At 72.6% G+C, this 16,413-nt stretch carries 12 protein-coding genes and 1 pseudogene; 2 read left to right on the forward strand and 11 right to left on the reverse strand.

Translation table 11 applies throughout. From position 1 onward, the window contains the following. Window positions 1-3 precede the first annotated feature (3 nt). The 10 genes from ACFVXE_RS01220 to ACFVXE_RS01265 form a co-directional block, all read right to left on the reverse strand. Window positions 4-540, reverse strand: a complete 537-nt coding sequence (locus ACFVXE_RS01220) for an O-acetyl-ADP-ribose deacetylase (RefSeq protein WP_389667954.1) — start codon at window positions 538-540, stop codon at window positions 4-6. A gap of 127 nt (window positions 541-667) precedes the next feature. Beyond that, window positions 668-1,996, reverse strand: a complete 1,329-nt coding sequence (locus tag ACFVXE_RS01225) for an MFS transporter (protein WP_389667955.1) — start codon at window positions 1,994-1,996, stop codon at window positions 668-670. Window positions 1,997-2,120: 124 nt separating this feature from the next. Continuing rightward, window positions 2,121-4,439 carry a beta-glucosidase gene (locus ACFVXE_RS01230; protein WP_389667957.1) on the reverse strand — a complete coding sequence of 773 codons (2,319 nt, stop codon included), beginning with the start codon at window positions 4,437-4,439 and terminating at the stop codon, window positions 2,121-2,123. A 267-nt stretch (window positions 4,440-4,706) separates the two neighbouring features. Beyond that, window positions 4,707-5,387, reverse strand: a complete 681-nt coding sequence (locus ACFVXE_RS01235) for a GntR family transcriptional regulator (protein ID WP_389667958.1) — start codon at window positions 5,385-5,387, stop codon at window positions 4,707-4,709. 91 nt (window positions 5,388-5,478) lie between these two features. Continuing rightward, the gene (locus tag ACFVXE_RS01240) at window positions 5,479-6,417 is read right to left on the reverse strand and encodes an NAD(P)-dependent oxidoreductase (RefSeq protein WP_389667959.1); all 939 of its coding nucleotides are present in this window, start codon (window positions 6,415-6,417) and stop codon (window positions 5,479-5,481) included. A gap of 149 nt (window positions 6,418-6,566) precedes the next feature. Beyond that, complete coding sequence (locus ACFVXE_RS01245; RefSeq protein WP_389667961.1) at window positions 6,567-7,991, reverse strand: gluconate:H+ symporter; 1,425 nt, start codon at window positions 7,989-7,991, stop codon at window positions 6,567-6,569. A 62-nt stretch (window positions 7,992-8,053) separates the two neighbouring features. Further along, window positions 8,054-8,569 carry a ribose-5-phosphate isomerase gene (locus ACFVXE_RS01250; protein WP_389667962.1) on the reverse strand — a complete coding sequence of 172 codons (516 nt, stop codon included), beginning with the start codon at window positions 8,567-8,569 and terminating at the stop codon, window positions 8,054-8,056. A gap of 65 nt (window positions 8,570-8,634) precedes the next feature. Then, window positions 8,635-10,371, reverse strand: coding sequence for a dihydroxyacetone kinase family protein (locus ACFVXE_RS01255; RefSeq protein WP_389667964.1), 1,737 nt, complete (start codon window positions 10,369-10,371; stop codon window positions 8,635-8,637). Window positions 10,372-10,675: 304 nt separating this feature from the next. Then, on the reverse strand, window positions 10,676-11,611 hold the full coding sequence (locus ACFVXE_RS01260; RefSeq protein WP_389667966.1) for a sugar phosphate isomerase/epimerase family protein: 936 nt from the start codon (window positions 11,609-11,611) through the stop codon (window positions 10,676-10,678). A gap of 467 nt (window positions 11,612-12,078) precedes the next feature. Further along, window positions 12,079-13,494 (reverse strand): phytoene desaturase family protein, encoded by a 1,416-nt coding sequence (locus tag ACFVXE_RS01265; RefSeq protein WP_389667968.1) that lies wholly within the window; start codon window positions 13,492-13,494, stop codon window positions 12,079-12,081. Between the two features lie 162 nt (window positions 13,495-13,656). Between ACFVXE_RS01265 and ACFVXE_RS01270 the strand changes: the two genes are divergently transcribed. Both ACFVXE_RS01270 and ACFVXE_RS01275 read left to right on the forward strand, forming a co-directional pair. Further along, window positions 13,657-14,430: a nucleotidyltransferase domain-containing protein gene (locus tag ACFVXE_RS01270; protein ID WP_389668089.1), complete on the forward strand. Its 774-nt coding sequence runs from the start codon at window positions 13,657-13,659 to the stop codon at window positions 14,428-14,430. A 284-nt stretch (window positions 14,431-14,714) separates the two neighbouring features. Beyond that, a pseudogene (locus tag ACFVXE_RS01275) lies at window positions 14,715-15,637 on the forward strand (SDR family NAD(P)-dependent oxidoreductase). On the opposite strand, the gene ACFVXE_RS01280 reads toward ACFVXE_RS01275, so the two are convergent. Continuing rightward, window positions 15,573-16,400, reverse strand: a complete 828-nt coding sequence (locus ACFVXE_RS01280; RefSeq protein ID WP_389667970.1) for an inositol monophosphatase family protein — start codon at window positions 16,398-16,400, stop codon at window positions 15,573-15,575. The pseudogene ACFVXE_RS01275 and the gene ACFVXE_RS01280 sit on opposite strands and share 65 nt — an antisense overlap. Window positions 16,401-16,413: the final 13 nt, after the last annotated feature.

Consider the following 16,413-nt stretch of genomic DNA (forward strand, 5'->3'; position numbering starts at 1 on the left):
ACATCAGCCTTGCGCCGCCAGGGCCTCCTCGAACTCCGCGTACGCGTGTGCGTCGAACAGCACGAACCGCACCTCCTCCACCGGCGCGGCCGCCTCAGCCAGGACCGTGCGGACCGCGATCCGCGCTCCGTCGTCCAGGGGCCACCCGTAGATGCCGGTGGAGACGGCGGGGAAGGCGACGGTACGGGCGCCCAGCTCGGCGGCGACCCGCAGCGATTCGCGGTAGCACGAGGCCAGCAGAACGGACCGGTCCTCGACGCTGCTCCACACCGGACCGACCGTGTGGATCACCCAGCGGGCGTCGAGCTTCCCGGCCGTGGTGGCGACGGCCCGGCCGGTCCGCAGCCCCTTTCCGTACTGCGAGGCACGCAGCTCGCGGCAGGCGGCGAGGATCTCCGGGCCGCCGCGGCGGTGGATCGCTCCGTCGACCCCGCCACCGCCGAGCAGGGAGGAGTTCGCCGCGTTGACGATGACATCGGCGGACTGCTCTGTGATGTCACCGCGTACCAGGGTGACGGCGACGGCCTCGGTTCTGCGCATGTGGCCCATGATGCCGTGTCCTCGCCGGCCGGACATCGCTTGTGGACTCCGGTGCAACTTTGGTGTTTTTCCGGACGTCCGGCAGCCCGCGCCGCGGGCTGCCGGGGACCGGCCGTCGTACGGGCCGTCAGCGCACCTTGCGCACCGGCAGGATCGCCAGCGCGCCGCAGAGACACACCAGTGAGGAGGTGATCAGCAGGATCGAGTAGTTGTGGCCGCCGCCGAGGGAGATGAGCAGCGCTCCCAGCGCGGGGGCGAAGATCTGCGGGGCCGACATCGCGATGTTGAAGATGCCGAGGTCCTTGGAGGGATTACCGGGGTCCGGCAGGACGTCGATGACAAGGGCGAGGTCGACGCCGAGGTAGGTGCCGAAGCCCAGGCCCAGCACGATCTCCGCGCAGTAGAAGAGGCCGATCGTGTCGGACTGGCTGAGGATCAGCATGCCCACGCCGAACAGCACCGCGGCGACGGCGATGAACGGCTTGCGGCGCCCGAAGCGGTCCGAGAGCCAGCCCGCGGCCTGCGCGGAGCCCATCACGCAGAGCCCGTAGATGAGGACGCCGGTGGCGAGCGTCTCGGTCGCCTCCGCGGTGGAGAGCCGCATCTCGTGCTGGAGGTAGATGAGACGGAAGGTGGTGAACATCCAGTTGGCGAGGGTCAGCAGGAAGCGTGAGAGCCAGGCCCAGGCGAAGTCCGGGTGCTGCCTGGGGTCCACCCAGTAGGTGCGCAGGACGGCCTTGAACCCTTCCCGCGGGAGCTTCTGCTCCAGCGGCTTGTCCGGCAGGACCAGGACGTAGCCGATCACCAGGAGGATGCCGATGGCGCTGGGGACCAGGAAGAGCAGCAGCATCTGGTCGGTGAAGCACTTGGCGATCCAGGTGCCCGCGGTGGGGGCCAGGTTCTGCATGATGCCGAGCAGCCCGCTGATCTTGCCGCGCTTCTGCTCGGGGACGTTGTCGGCGACGGTCGCGACGAAGGCGGCGAGTGCCGCGTTGGCGGACGCGGAGGCGATGACGAAGCCGACGGTGACGACGGCGACGCTGCTCGCCGTCGCGATGATCAGCAGTCCGATCAGCAGGCCCAGCATGCCGAGCACCAGCCACGGCCTGCGGCGGCCGAAGCGGCTGGTGGTGCGGTCGCTGAGGCGCCCGAAGAACGGGTTCGCCAGCATCGCGGCCACCGAACCGGTCGTGGTGACGATGCCGAGCGCGGTGACCTGGTCGTCCTCGGGGACGATCGACTGCACCTTGAGTTGCAGGCTGACCAGGATGGGCGTCAAGAGGGCCAGGAACAGGCCGAGTTGGCCTGCCGCCATGCCGACCACCAGTCGGGGCCGGGGGTTCTGGACGGTGGGGGCGGACTCGCCGGGCGGGGGCGCGCCGGTGTCGCTGCGAAGGGTGTCCGTGGTCATGGTGAGGGTTGCTTCCTGTTGAGCGGGCAGGACGTGCGCAGACATGGGGAGGCACGGTGCGAGGCGGGGCTCGGATGCCGTCGGCTGCGGCAGGTGGTCTCGCGTCGTCGGGGAGGCGTACCGCCCGTGGGGCCGGGCAGACGTCCCCGACGGGCCGCGCGGGAGCTGGTCAGCCGTGGGTGAGGTGGCGGTCCGCGCCCACCAGGCGCTGAGGTCCGGTGAGTTCGATGTCGGCGCTCAGCCGGATGTCGCCGCTGGAGGAGCCGACCATGAGACGGATGGTGCCGGGCTCGACGATGCGCCGCCCGTCGCCCGAGGCGTCCTTGGTGTACGAGGTCTGGTCGGCGTGCACCCGGAACGACACCCGGGTCGCCTCGCCGGGTTCGAGGTCGACGACGCCGAAGGCCGCCAGCTGCTGGGTGGGCCGGGCCACCTGGGCGACCGGGTCGTCGTAGTACAGCTGGACCGTCTCCCGGCCGGCGCGGTCACCCGTGTTGCGTACCAGGCAGGAGACCTCGATGAACCCGTCGGTGGGTACGCGCCCGTCCTCGGCGGTCCGCAGGTCCTCGTACTCGAAGGAGGTGTACGAGATGCCGTGCCCGAAGGGATACAGGGGCGTGTTGTCGAGGACACTGATGCCGTCGCTGAAGCGGCCGAGGGGCGGGTTGAGGTAGGTACCCGGACCACTCCCCGGGGAGGCCGGGATCTGCACGGGCAGCTTGCCGCCGGGGGTGACCCGGCCCGACAGCACCCGGGCCAGTGCGGGACCGCCCTCCTCGCCGGGCATGAACGTCTGCACGACGGCCGCGCAGCGTTCGGCGAGACCGCCGAGCGCATACGGGCGTCCGGAGACCACGAGCAGGACGACCGGGACGCCGGTGGCCAGCACCTCCTCGACCAACTGCACCTGCACGCCGGGGAGTCGGAGGTCGGAGGCGTCGCATCCCTCCCCCGAGGTGCCGTTGCCGAACATGCCGGAGCGGTCGCCGACGACGACCAGGGCCAGATCGGCCGAGGCGGCCGCGCGGACGGCGGCGGGCAGGCCTGAACGGTCGGTGCCGCTGACCGTGCAGCCCTGCTCGTAGGTGAAGGTGACGTCCGGCAGTTCGGCGGTGAGCGCCTCACGCAGACTGGGCAGGGCGAGCCCGGCCGGGTGGCCGGGGTGCTTGGGCAGCACGTGATTGGGGAACGAGTAGCAGCCCAGGAAGGTGCCGGAGTCGTCGGCGCCGGGGCCGATCAGGGCGATGGCCGGGGTGCGGGCGGCGGCCAGCGGCAGGGCGGCGCCCTCGTTGGCGAGCAGGACGACGGAGCGTTCGGCGAGGGTGCGCGCGAGGGCGCGGTTGGCCGGGGAGTCCAGGTCGACGGCGGTGCCGACACCGGCGTCCGTCTCCGGGGTGTAGCCGGCGTCCAGCAGGCCGAGCTGGAGCTTGTGGCGCAGGACGCGTTCGACGGCGCGGTCCAGGAGCTCGGGGGCCACCTGGCCCGCTTCGAGCTGCTGGGCGAGAGGTTCGCCGTAACAGCGGGTGTTGGGAAGCTCGATGTCCATGCCGGCGCCCAGGGCGAGGCGGGCCGCGTCACCCTCGGTGGCGGCGACGCGGTGCATGGTGCGCAGAAACGCGATCGACCCGTAGTCGGAGACGACGGTTCCGGTGAAGCCCCACTGCTCGCGCAGCACGGTCGTCAGGAGGGACTCGTCGGCGCAGGCGGGGACGCCGTCCTGGTCGGTGTAGGTGTTCATCACCGAACCGACGGCGCCTTCGCGTACCGCCATCTCGAACGGCGGCAGGATCACATCGGCCATCTCGCGGGCGCCGATGGAGACGGGCGCGTGGTTGCGGGCCCCGCGCGAGGCCGCGTGACCGGCGAAGTGCTTGAGGGTCGCGATGACGCCCTGGGACTGCACGCCGCGCACATAGGCGGTGCCCACCAGCCCGGTCAGGTACGGGTCCTCGCCGAGGGTCTCCTCGACACGGCCCCAGCGGTAGTCGCGCACCACGTCCAGGACCGGGGCGAGCCCCTGGTGGACGCCGACGGACGCCATGTCGCGGCCGATCGCGGCGCCCATCTCCTCGACCAGCGCGGTGTCGAAGGTCGCGGCCCAGGCCAGCGGCGTGGGGTAGACGGTGGCGCCGAACGCGGCGAAGCCGGTGAGGCACTCCTCGTGGGCGATGGCCGGGATGCCCAGGCGGGTGGTGTCGATCAGCAGCCGCTGCAGGCGGACGAGCTCGGCGCGGCCCTCCTCGGGGGTGAGGGGCCTGGTGCCGTAGGGGCGGGTGAGATGGCCGATGCCGTGGGCGAGGGCTGCGGACTCGCCCGAGCGGGCGGCGAGCGCCTCCTCGATCGGTGCGACCCGGGCGTCGCCGCTGCCGACATTGGCCTTGGCCCAGTAGCTGCCCAGCTGGGCGAGTTTCTCGGTCCGCGTCATCGCGGCCATGAGGGCCTCGACCCGCTCGTCGTCCCCGAGCGAGGTGTCGTTCCAGTGGTTCATGGGGGGGCTCCTGCTCCCGGCCGTAAGCCTGCGACGCCACGTCGGGAGTCCGGGCCGGTTAGATAAATTCACGCCATTTACAAAAAGACGCGTGAAGCATGCACAGGAGCAAACGGCCAGGTCAATAGGTTCTCGGCATCGTCTTCAACAATCCGGAACGGATAATTCCGGCCATGCCGAAGAGCGGCTGCGCGGCCCTTTTCGGGGCAGCGCGCAGCCGCTTCGGGCCTCGGTGGCGCAGGGGTGCAGCCGCGGGCGACGCGGGCGTCAGTGGCCGAACGACCGGTGCGCCACACCTTCCAGATGCGCGCGCATCGCCGCCTCGCAGCCGTCTCCGTCCGCTGACTCGAACGCGCCGAGCACCGCGGCGTGTTCGGCGAGCGCTTCCTCGGTGTCGGTGACCCGGCCGCCGGTGAAACGGCGGAAGCGCTGGATGTGCGCGCCCAGCGGGTCGATCGCCGCGGAGAGGAAACGGTTGCCCGCCGCGCGGGCGATGGTGGCGTGGAAGGCCGAGTCGGCCTGGAGGTAGGCCCGGAAGTCGTCCGCCACCCGCTGCGCCGCCGCCGCTTCCATCAGCCGGTGGCTCTCGGCCAGTGCGCGCGCCGTGCCCGCCGCGTCCCGCTCACACGCCTGGCGGGCGCTGTACGGCTCGATGAGCAACCGGGCGCCCATCAGTTCGCGGAACCCCGCGTCGTCCAGGAGCGGGGCGACCGTGTAGCCGCGGTGCGGGACCCGGACGACCAGGCCGGTGTTCTCCAGCTTGGCGAGCGCCTCGCGCAGCGGCGTCGGCGAGACGCCCCAGTCCTTGGCGATGGTGTCGATGCGCAGGGGTGTGCCCGGCTCCAGACCTTCGTCGAGGATCAGGGCGAGCAACGCGTCGTACGCCTCGTCCATGAGCACGGTCCTGCCGAGCCCGGCCGGACGCACCTGCCTGCCGACTGGTCCCATCGTTGACTCTCCCTGTGATGTGCCGGACGCTTCCGGCGGACCGGCTTTCAGCCTAGTCGGAGCGGCGGCCCCTCCCCCCGTGGGGCCGCGTTCAGTGCGCGGTGCGCGGGGACAGCAGGGTGATCAGCGCCGAGTCGTCCTCGGCCGCCAGACCCTGGCTGATGGCGAGCTGGTAGAGCTGGTCGGCCGCGGCGGCCACGGAGGTGGCGACGCCGGCCTTCTTGGCGAGGGACACCACGATGTTCATGTCCTTGCGGATGATGTCCAGCCGGGAACGCAGCTCGGGGCCACCGGTGCCGTCCTCCTTCACCTCGTACTGCTGGACCATGCGCGGGCCGCGGTCGGCCAGCATGAAGGACGCCGCGGCGCCCTGGCCCAGGACGTCGACGGCGCGGTCCAGATCGATACCGAGGGCGCGGGCGAGCGCGAGCGACTCGGCGGCGGCCGCGGTGTGGATGCCGCACAGGAGCTGGTTGACGGTCTTCATGATCTGGCCGTCACCGATGCGCGGTCCGACGATGTGCAGCGTGGAACCGAGCCGGGCGAGGACCGGCCGGGAGGCGGCGAGGGCCGCGTCGTCCGCGCCGACCATGATCAGCAGATCGCCGGTGCCGGCGCGTACGGAACCGCCGCTGACGGGGGCGTCCACCAGCAGTACGCCCTGCTGGGCGAGGCGAGCCGCGACGGCCTGGACACCGTCGACGCCGACGGTCGACGTGACCACGACGACCGCGCCCTCGCGCAGCGACTCGGCGGCCCCGCGCTCGACGATCCCCCCACCGAACAGACAGGACTCCAGCTGCTCCTGGTCGCGTACGGCGATGACGACCACATCGGCGCCCTGTGCGGCCTCGGCCGGAGTGGCGGCGGGCGTGGCACCGGCCTGCGCGGCGAGGGCGCGGCGTTCCTCGAAGACGTCGAACGCCTGGACCGGGAAGGCGCCGGCGAGGCGGGTGGCCATGGGCAGACCCATGGCACCGAGACCGAGGACGGCGGTGGTGGGGGCGGAGGTGGGGTGCTCAGCGGACATCGGGTGCTTCTTCCTTGCGGGATGCGGTCGTGAGGGCCGCATGGACAGATTCTCTTACGGTGTCCGCGGGAGCCCGGACCCTTCCCGTTCGAGGTCGGAACGGGTGCGGGCCGCTGGCGTACGGGCGCGGACTTCGCAGATGCGACGGGTCAGACGAAGACCGCGTACATGAGCAGGGACATGGCCAGGCCCATCACGGCGACGATCGTCGAGAGCGCAGACCAGGTCTTGATGTTCTGGGAGACGCTCATCCCGAAGTACTCCTTCGCCAGCCAGAAGCCGGCGTCGTTGACGTGGGAGAAGAAGAGTGATCCCGCACCCACGGCGAGCGCGATCAGAGAGGCCTCCACCGGTGGCACGCCCGCCGCCATCGGAGCCATGATGCCCGCGGCGGCGGTGGTGGCGACGGTCGCCGAGCCGGTGGCCAGGCGGATCAGGACGGCGAGCAGCCAGCCGAGGACGAGCAGCGGCATGTGCGCCTCCGCGGCGAACTTGCCGATGGCGTCGGCGACGCCGGTGTCCACGATGAGCTGCTTGAAGCCGCCGCCCGCGCCGACGACGAGCAGGATGCCGGCGACCGCGGGCAGGCCCGCGGTCACGGTCGCGCGGACCTCGGCACGGTCGCGTCCGAGGCGGAAACCGAAGACGACCATGGCGACGAGCACCGCGATGAACATCGCGACGAGCGGGGTGCCGAGGAAGTCCAGCAGGTGGTTGTACCAGGCGTCACCGGGGAACGCGATGTCGGCGACCGACTTGGCGAGCATCAGTACGACGGGCAGGGCGACCGCGCCGACCGAGACGGCGAAGCTCGGCAGCCGCCGGGCCGCACCCGTCTCCCGCGCCCGGTCGGCCTCCTTGACGAGGGAGGCGACGAGTTCGGCCGGGGCCTCGCTGCGCACCCGGCGGGCTATGAACTTCCCGTACAGCGGTCCCGCGATGATCACGGTGGGTATCGCCGCGAGCAGGCCCAGGCCGAGTGTGGTGCCGACGTCGGCGTTGAGCGCGCTGACGGCGACCAGCGGGCCGGGGTGCGGCGGCACGAACGCGTGCATGGTGCCCAGGCCCGCGAGGGCGGGCACGGCGAGGAGCACCAGGGGCGTGTTCGTCCGCCTGGCCATGACCACGATGATCGGCACCAGCAGGACGAGGCCCACCTCGAAGAACATCGGGAGGCCGATGACCGCGGCGATCAGCGCCATCGACCAGGGCAGCAGCCGGGGGCCCGAGCGCGAGCCGATCGTGTCGACGATGCGGTCGACGCCTCCCGAGTCGGCGAGGAGCTTGCCGAGGATGGAGCCGAGCGCGATCAGGGCGCCGGTGGAGCCGAGCGTGGAGCCCATTCCGGTGCTGAACGAGTCGACCACCTTGGCCAGTTCGGTGCCCGAACCTATGCCGAGGACGACCGAACCGCCGATGAGGGCGACGAACGGATGGAAGTCGAGAATCGCGATCAGCGAGATGATCACGCCGATGGCGAGGGCGACCATGACGATGAGCCGGGTGTCGTGTCCGGTCCAGGGCGCGGTCGCCGCGGCCAGGACGTCGGTCCCGGTCAGGGCGAGCGGAGACATGCGGGGTGCACCTTACGTCGTTGTAAGTGGTGGCAGGGGTGATGCGGCGGAACGGGCGGGCGTCAGCAGCCGGTGGCCGGCCCGCCCTCGGGCCCGGCGGCCGCGGCGGTGTCGTACGCGTCGAGGACGGCGACCTTCTCGCCCGAGGGCGAGGACGCGTCGAAGCGGTAGCCGAGCCACTCACGCACCAGCCGGCGGGCGAGTTCGAGACCGATGACGCGCTGGCCCATGGTGAGGACCTGGGCGTTGTTGCTCAGTACCGCCCGTTCGACGGAGAAGCTGTCGTGGGCGGTGACGGCGCGGATGCCGCGCACCTTGTTGGCGCTGATCGCGACGCCGAGTCCGGTGCCGCACAGCAGCAGGGCCCGGTCGGCTTCCCCGTCGGCGACCACACGTGCGGCGGCCACCCCGATGTGCGGGTAGGCGGTGTGCTCGTCCGCGGTCACCCCGACGTCGAGGACGGACCCGACGCGCGGGTCGGCTTCCAGGTCGGCCTTGAGGGCCTCCTTGTACGCGTATCCGGCGTCGTCGCAGCCGATGACGATGCGGAGCGGAACGGGGTGCTGGTTCTGCGTCATGTCGGGTTTCCCGTGGGGTGGTGGTGATGGTCTGGTTCGTTCGGGCCGTGCGTCGTGGCTGCCGTTCAGCCGTTGTCGTCGCTGTCGGCGTCGCCGTTGCCGAGCAGAGCGGCGACGGTCCGGGCGCAGAGGGCCAGGGAGAGGGCTCCGGCGTCGGGGGTTCCGACGCTGCGTTCGGCCAGCGGGCGGGCACGGCCCAGGCGCGGGGTGAGCGCGGCGGTGGCGGCGGCGGCCTCGGTGGCCACGGCTGCCGCCTCCGCGAAGGCGGCACGGGGGTTCGCACCCCGTGCGACGCCTGTGGTGAAGGTGTCGACGAGCGGGGCGAGGGCGTCGACGAGGGTCTTGTCGCCGGGCTTCGCGCCGCCGAGCGAGGTGACGGCGTCGAGAGCGGCGCGGGCACCCGCGGCGGTGCGCAGCCCGTCGGCCCGGCCGGTGTCGCCGAGCTCCTGGGCCAGGGCGCGCAGGGCGACACCCCACAGCACGCCCGACGTGCCGCCGGCCTCGTCGGCCCAGGCGTCGGCGGCTGCGCTCAGCAGCGAACGGGCGCCCGCCTCGTCCGAGTCGGCTTCCTCGGCGGCCCGGACGGCCGCGTCGACGCCCTTGGTCATGCCGCGCCCGTGGTCACCGTCGCCGGCGACCGCGTCGACGCGGCCGAGTTCGGCGGCGGCCTCGTGCAGTGCGGTGCGCAGCGCCCGCAGGGCGGCCAGGGTGCCGGCCGCGGCCTCGCGCGATGCGGCGTCCCCCTGGGTGATCGGGGCTCCGGGGATCGCGTCGGGCAGGACGCACGGCCCGTCCGGGACCTTCGGCAGGGGCAGACGGCTGAAGCCGGGGGCGTCGGCGGAGGAGCACCACCAGCGTTCGAGGTCCTCGTCGAGCCACATCAGGGTCAGGGAGCAGGCGGCCATGTCGAGGCTGGTCACGAGTTCCCCGACCTCGGGCCGCACCACCGTGAGCCCGGCTCCGGCCAGGGCGTCGGCCACGTGACCCCACAGCAGGAACAGTTCCTCGTACTTGGTGGCGCCCAGTCCGTTGAGGATCGCGGCGACGCGCGGACCCGCCCCTTCCGGGCGTTCGGCGAGGAGCCGCTCGACAAGGGTGCGGGCGATCGCCGGAGCGTCGGCCATGTCGGCGTCGCGCACGCCGGGTTCGCCGTGGATGCCGAGGCCGATGGCCATCTTGCCCTCGGGAACCGTGAAGAGCGGAGCGTCGGCGCCGGGCATGGTGCAGCCGTCGAAGGCGATGCCGAAGGAGTACGTGCGGTCGTTGGCGTGGTTGGCCGCGGCTTCGACGCCGTCCAGGTCGAGGCCTTCCTCGGCGGCCGCTCCGGCGACCTTGAAGACGGTGAAGTCGCCCGCGATACCCCGGCGTTCGTGGCGCCGCTCGGCAGGGGCGCTGGCCACGTCGTCGGTGACCATGACGGTACGGGTGTCGATCCCGGCGTCGCGCAGGCGGGCCTGGGCCATACCGAAGTTCATTCGGTCGCCCGCGTAGTTGCCGAAGGAGAAGAGGACTCCGGCACCGGCGTCGGCGGCCCGTGCCACCGACTCGGCCTGCCGGGCCGAGGGCGAGGTGAAGATGTTGCCGACCACGGCGCCCGCCGCGAGCCCTTCACCCACCAGTCCGCTGAACGCCGGGTAGTGCCCCGAACCGCCGCCGACGACGACCGCGACCCGGCCCGCGCTCTGCGGCCGCGCGCGGACGACGCCACCGGGCACCACGGTGACGTGCTCCGGGTAGGCCGCGGCGAAGCCTCGCAGCTGGTCCTCGCTGAAGCGGTCGGGGTCGTCGAAGAGCCGGGTCATGGCGGTGAGTTCCTTGTCGGAGAAAGTACGGGGGTACGGGTGCGGGATGTCGTGGTCGCGCCGGGAGCGGCCCGTGGAGCAAGTCCCTTGCGGCGGAGGGCCACTTCACGCGCCGGCTTCCGGACCGTCCAGGACGCGGCAGCGGGCCGGGGCGGTCGCAAGGGGCAGGCGGGACAGGGGCGGAGGCCGGGGCCTGCGGGGCGAGCAGGCCCCGCCACCCCGAGGTGCGGTGCACGGTGGCCGCGCGTCACGGCGCCGCGTCGGACTCCGTGTCCCGCGGTGCGCCGGGGCCGCGCGGAGTTCCTCAGGCCCCGGTGCGGCGCGGCAGGATCCGCCTGAGGTAGTCGCGGTTGGAGGCGGCCACGCTCAGGCCGTCGCCGCCGTAGTGCTCGACGCAGAACGCGCCGGTGTAGCCGTGCGCGAGGGCGATCCGGACGGCCTGGCGGTAGCTGACGAATCCGGACTCCATGGGGGCCGGGGAGGTCAGAACGGTGCCCGTGGCGGGGTCCTCGACCCGGTAGTAGCTCTTCACGTGCCAGTAGTTGGCGTGCGGCAGCGTCTTGGTGACCATCGATTCCCAGGACTCGATGGGGCGCTGCATCCGGATGAGGTTGCCGAGGTCCGGATTGAGGCCGACGTTGTCGCGGCCGATGTCGGTGAGCAGGGCGACGGAGGAATCCGCGGTGCCGAGGTAGGTGTCCTCGTACATCTCCAGCGACAGCTCGACACCCACCGAGGCGGCGTGGTCGGCGAGTTCGCGCAGGCGGGTGACGGCCTTGTCCCAGGTCTCGCGATCGCCGACCGGGTCCTTGGGGCCGGGCACCGTCCAGAACCAGAGCACGGCCTGCTGCTCGGGGGTGAGCGGCCGGTGCAACCCGACCGAGACGAGCGGCACGCCGAGCGCGGCAGCGGCGTCGATGGTCCGGTGCGAGTAGGCGAGGTTGGCGTCGCCGTCGACGGGGTCGATGACGCTGCGGCGGATCGCGGAGATGGCCGGAGCGCTCAGACCGACCTCGGAGAGCGTCGCCCGCAGTTCCTCGAGGCGGGCGGGGGCGAGGTCGCCGGGGCGCAGCCACCCGTCCGTCAGGTCGACCTCTGTGAAGCCGGCGTCCACGACGTCCTGCAGGCTCTCGGCCCACTGCTGGGCGGTCTGCTCCTGGGTGGAGACGCCATCGGGCCCCACGTTCGGGAACTGCAGGAGGGCGGCGGCGATCGGCCAGGTTTCTGCGGTGTGAGTCATCAACGGCTCCCTTTCTCTATTTCATATAGGATCTAGAATTGTGGAGCCTGTCAATGTGGCCCGCGTCACGCACCCCCAGGCGGGCCCCGGGCTCGTCCGGCCCCGGGGCGGACGGGGCGCAACGCATTCACGGAACGGAGCAAGGAGGGAGCCGGCGCCGGAGCCGGGAGCGCCGGACCCAGGAGCGCCGGAGCCGGGAGCATCGGACCCGGGAGCGCCGGAGTCCGCTTGCGGCGCCCGTCGCCCCTGTCGCGGAGCGCGCCGGTACGCGAACGGCCGGGCAGCCGTGTACCGGACACCGGCGCGCCCCGTGCGGGATCAGCCGCGCGTCGATTCGGGCGCCGCGCGGGCCGCGTCGTCCGGCTCTTCACGGGCGCCGGCCCATACCCGTTCACCCCAACGGCACTTGACGCTCCGTCAGGAAAGGAGCCGGCGTCGTGGAAGACCCCGGGGTGGCGTGGAGGAGGTCAGACCGTCCGCAGCCGACGCCAGACCGCCTTCGCCGCGTGGTGACCGGACATGCCGTGCACGCCCGGCCCCGGCGGGGTGGCCGAGGAACACAGGAACACGGCCGGATGCACCGTCGCGTAGGGGACGCGGGCGAGCTTGGGCCGGATCACCGTCTGCAGGCCCGCGAAGGCACCACAGGCGATGTCGCCGCCGATGTAATTGGCGTTGCGCGCGGCGAGTTGGGGCGGTCCCGCGACGGCGCGGGCCAGTACCAGATCGCGGAATCCGGGGGCGAACCGCTCCAGTTGCCGCTCGATGACCTCGGTGGCGTCGCCCTCCCAGCCCGCCGGGACGTGTCCGTACACCCAGAAGACATGACGGCCCTCCGGCGCCCGGGACGGGTCGACAAGACTGGGCTGGGCGGTGATCAGGAACGGCACGCTCGGGTCACGCCCCGCCACGGCCGCCCGCAACGCGCCGTCGATCTCGCCCGCCGTCGGCCCGATATGGACCGTGCCGGCCCGGCGGGCCTCCTCCGAGGCCCACGGGACGGGACCCGACAACGCATAGTCGATCTTGAAGCAGGACGCACCGTACCGATAGCCGCGGTAGGCGTGCCCCAGCCCGGCGATGCGGGCGAGGGCGGTCGGCGAGGTGTCGAAGACATAGGCCCGGGCCGGCGGGAGCTCGTCGAGACGCTTGACCTCCGCGCCGGTACGGATCGTGCCGCCCAGCTCACGCAGGTACGAGGCAAGGGCGTCGGAGACGGCCTGCGAGCCGCCACGCGGCACCGGCCAGCCGTTCGCGTGCGCCGCGAGCGCGAAGAGCAGGGCGACTCCGCCGGTCGCGAGTCCGGTGGTCGGGGCGATGGCATGTGCGGCGAGCCCGGCGAACAGGCCACGCGCCTTCGCCCCCTGGAAACGGCGGGAGAGAAGTGTGGCGGGCTGGATCGCATCGAACCCGAACCGCGCCCATCGGTACGGATGGCGCGGCAGCCCGTCCCACGGCGTACGCAGGAAGTCTTCGGCGAGCGAGTCCCAGTGCCCCAGGTACGGGGCGACGAGTCTGCGGTACGCCCCCGCGTCCCGCGGACCGAGCGACATGGCGCTCTCCCCCACCGAGCCGGAGAGCACGGCGGCGGTTCCGTCGGGAAACGGATGGGCGAGCGACAGTTCGGGCTGGAGCCACTCCAGGCCGTGCCGGGCGAGCGGCATCGCGGCGAACGCCGGCGAGCCGATACCCAGCGGGTGCACGGCGGAACACGGGTCGTGCCGGAAGCCGGGGAGGGTGAGTTCCTCGGTGCGGGCGCCGCCCCCGACCGTCTCCGCCGCCTCGAACACCTCCACCGCGAAACCACGGCGGGCCAGCTCGGCTGCGGCGGTCAGCCCGTTGGGTCCCGCCCCCACAACGACGGCATCGAGCATCGACGGCACCTTCGGACTCCTTCGTCAGCCGACGGCCATGAGACCCCAGGATATTCCGCTGCGCCACCGGCCCGCCCGCGGGTAAGGTCCCGGCCGATGAACACGGATCCTGCTGCGGAATCATCCCCCGGAACGCCGGCCGCACCGGCCGGCGAATCGCTGGTCCTCCGGATGGCGGCCCGGCTGACCTCGGTGAGGGGGGTGCGGGCCGTCGTGCTGGGCGGCAGCCGGGCCCGCGGGACCCATCGCCCGGACTCCGACTGGGATCTCGGCGTCTACTACCGCGGCGCACCGGACCTGGCCGCCCTGACCGCTCTCGCCTGCGAGGCGCAGGGCTCACCGGTGGAGGTCGCGGGTCCCGGCGGGTGGGGTCCGTGGGTCGACGGCGGGGCCTGGCTGCGGGTGGACGGCATCGCGGTGGACTGGATCCTGCGCGATCTGGACCGGGTCGAGAAGGTGTGGTCCGACTGCCGCGAAGGCCGCTTCGAGATCGGCATCCAGCCCGGACATCCCCTGGGCTTCTGGTCGCCCTGCTATCCGGGCGAGGTCGCCCTCGGCCGCGTACTGGCCGATCCGCACGGCGAACTGACGGCGCTTCAGGCCGACACCCGCGCCTATCCGGAGCCGCTGCGCCGGTCCGTCGTCGACGCCGCCTGGGAGGCGGACTTCTCGGTGCAGGCGGCCCGCAAGTCGGCGCCGTCCGGCGACACCCTCCATGTCGGCCTGTGCCTGTCGAGGGCGTTCGGCATTCTGGCCCAGGCGCTCCACGCCCATCACCGCGCGTGGTGCCTCAACGAGAAGGGGGCGCTGGCCGCGGCCGCGCTGCTGCCGGACACTCCGGCGGACTTCACCGAACGGGTCGGCGCCGCGCTGCGCGGTCTGGACCCGGCGGCGGTGGAGACGGCGGCGTCCGTGGTGCGTGATGTGCGGGCGGCGCTCCGGTGAGGAGAGTGCGGGCGCCCCGGCTCCGGTCGGGGTCGGCCGGGAACCGCGCACTCCGGTTCCCATGACGCCGGACCGCTCCGGCCCCGTACACCCGGCCGGGTTCCGCCGGCCGTACTCGGGCGGCCGCGAACGGGACCGGGGCGGCGGGCGGGAACGGGCCGGACGGCCGCGGCGGGTCCGCCGGTCCGGCAGGGTGCCCGTTCCGTGCGGGGCGCCGGGGCGGGGGCCATCGCCCTCACTCGTCCCGGATGGCGGTGACGCAGCGCACGAGGAAAACTCGGACCGTGGATACTTCGCGGCCCGATGCGGCGCCGGGCAGGACGGTCCTCGTCACCGGGGCCACCCAGGGACTGGGCCGCCATCTCGCCCTCGGTCTCGCCGCCCGTGGCACCGCCACGCTGCTGCTGCACGGACGGGACGCGGGACGGCTGGCCGCCGTCGCCGCGGAGGTACGGTCGGCGGCGCCCGGCACGCAGGTGCGGACCCAGCTAGCCGATCTGGCCGACCTCGACCGGGTCCGGGCCATGGCCGCCCGGATCCGCGGCACCGAACCCCGGCTCGACGTCCTGGTCAACAACGCGGCAGTCGGCGGCGGGGCCAGTCCGGACCGCCGGGAGGTGAGCCGGCAGGGATACGAGCTGCGGTTCGCGGTGAACCACCTGGCACCGTATCTGCTGACCCGTGAGCTGCTGCCGCTGCTGATCGCGTCCGCGCCGGCCCGGGTGGTCAACGTGGCCTCGATGGGGCAGGCGCCCGTCGACCTCGACGACCTCATGGTGGAGCGGGACTACGAGGGCCTCGACGCGTACTGCCGCAGCAAACTCGCAATGATCATGTCGCCTTCGACCTGGCGGCCGAGCTGGCGGATACCGGTGTCACCGTCAACGCGCTGCATCCGGCGCACCTGATGGACACCCGGGCGGTACGCGAGTGCGGGTTCACGCCCGCGGTGCCGGTCGACGACGGCGTACGGCCCGTGGTCCGGCTGATCACCGATCCGGCTCTGGCCACCGTCACCGGGCGTTACTTCGACCGGTTCACGGACTCCACCGCGCATGAGCAGGCCTACGACATCGAGGCCCGGGCCCGACTCGCCGCGATGACCCGAGCGCTCGTCGACCGACCGGGCCCCGCCGGAGAGGTCAGCCCCCGGTGCGCAGCGCCGCCAGGATCCGCTCGGCGGTCTCCCGGTCACGGGCGGCGGTGAACGGCAGGTCGTTGCCGCCGATGATGCGGAACGGCGCGCCCGAGAGCGTGGCCTGGAAACCGCCCGCCTCGGTGACCAGGAGCAGACCTGCCGCATGGTCCCAGGCGAACTCCCAGCTGAAGGCGACCGCGTCCTGGTCGCCGCGGGCGACGGCCAGGTACTCGAGGCCCGCGGAGCCGCAGGGGCGGGCGTCGACACCGTCGATGAACAGGCCCCGCAGGGCGTGCTTCTGCGCGTCGGTGGTGTAGTCGGGATGCGACATCGCCACCTTGAGGACGGCGCCGGGCGCGGGCGATCCGGAGCGTATCGGGGCGCCGTTCAGAACGGCGCCCCGGCCGCGCACCGCGACGGCCATCTCGTCCAGAGCCGCGGCATAGGTCCAGGAGGCGAGGAGTTCTCCGTGGTGGGCCAGGGCGACCAGGGTGCAGAAGCCCGGCTCACCTCGGACGAACTGACGGGTCCCGTCGACCGGGTCGACGATCCAGACCGGTGCGTCGCCGCCCAGCGCCTCGTACACCTTCGGATCCGCGTGTACCGCCTCCTCACCGACGACCACCGAGCCCGGCAGGAGCCGGGTCAGGGACGCGGTGAGGTGTTCCTCGGCCAGACGGTCCGCGGTGGTGACGAGATCGTGCGGACCGCTCTTCTCGATGATCTCGTCCGCCGTGAGCTGCCGGTAGCGCGGCAAGATCTCGGCGGCGGCCGCTGCGCGGACCGCCTCCTCGACGTCGGTCAGGTCCCCGGCAAGAAAGTCATCGATCATGACTCCAGCTAAG

It is taken from the genome of Streptomyces sp. NPDC058231, assembly GCF_042882275.1.
Lineage (GTDB): Bacteria > Actinomycetota > Actinomycetes > Streptomycetales > Streptomycetaceae > Streptomyces.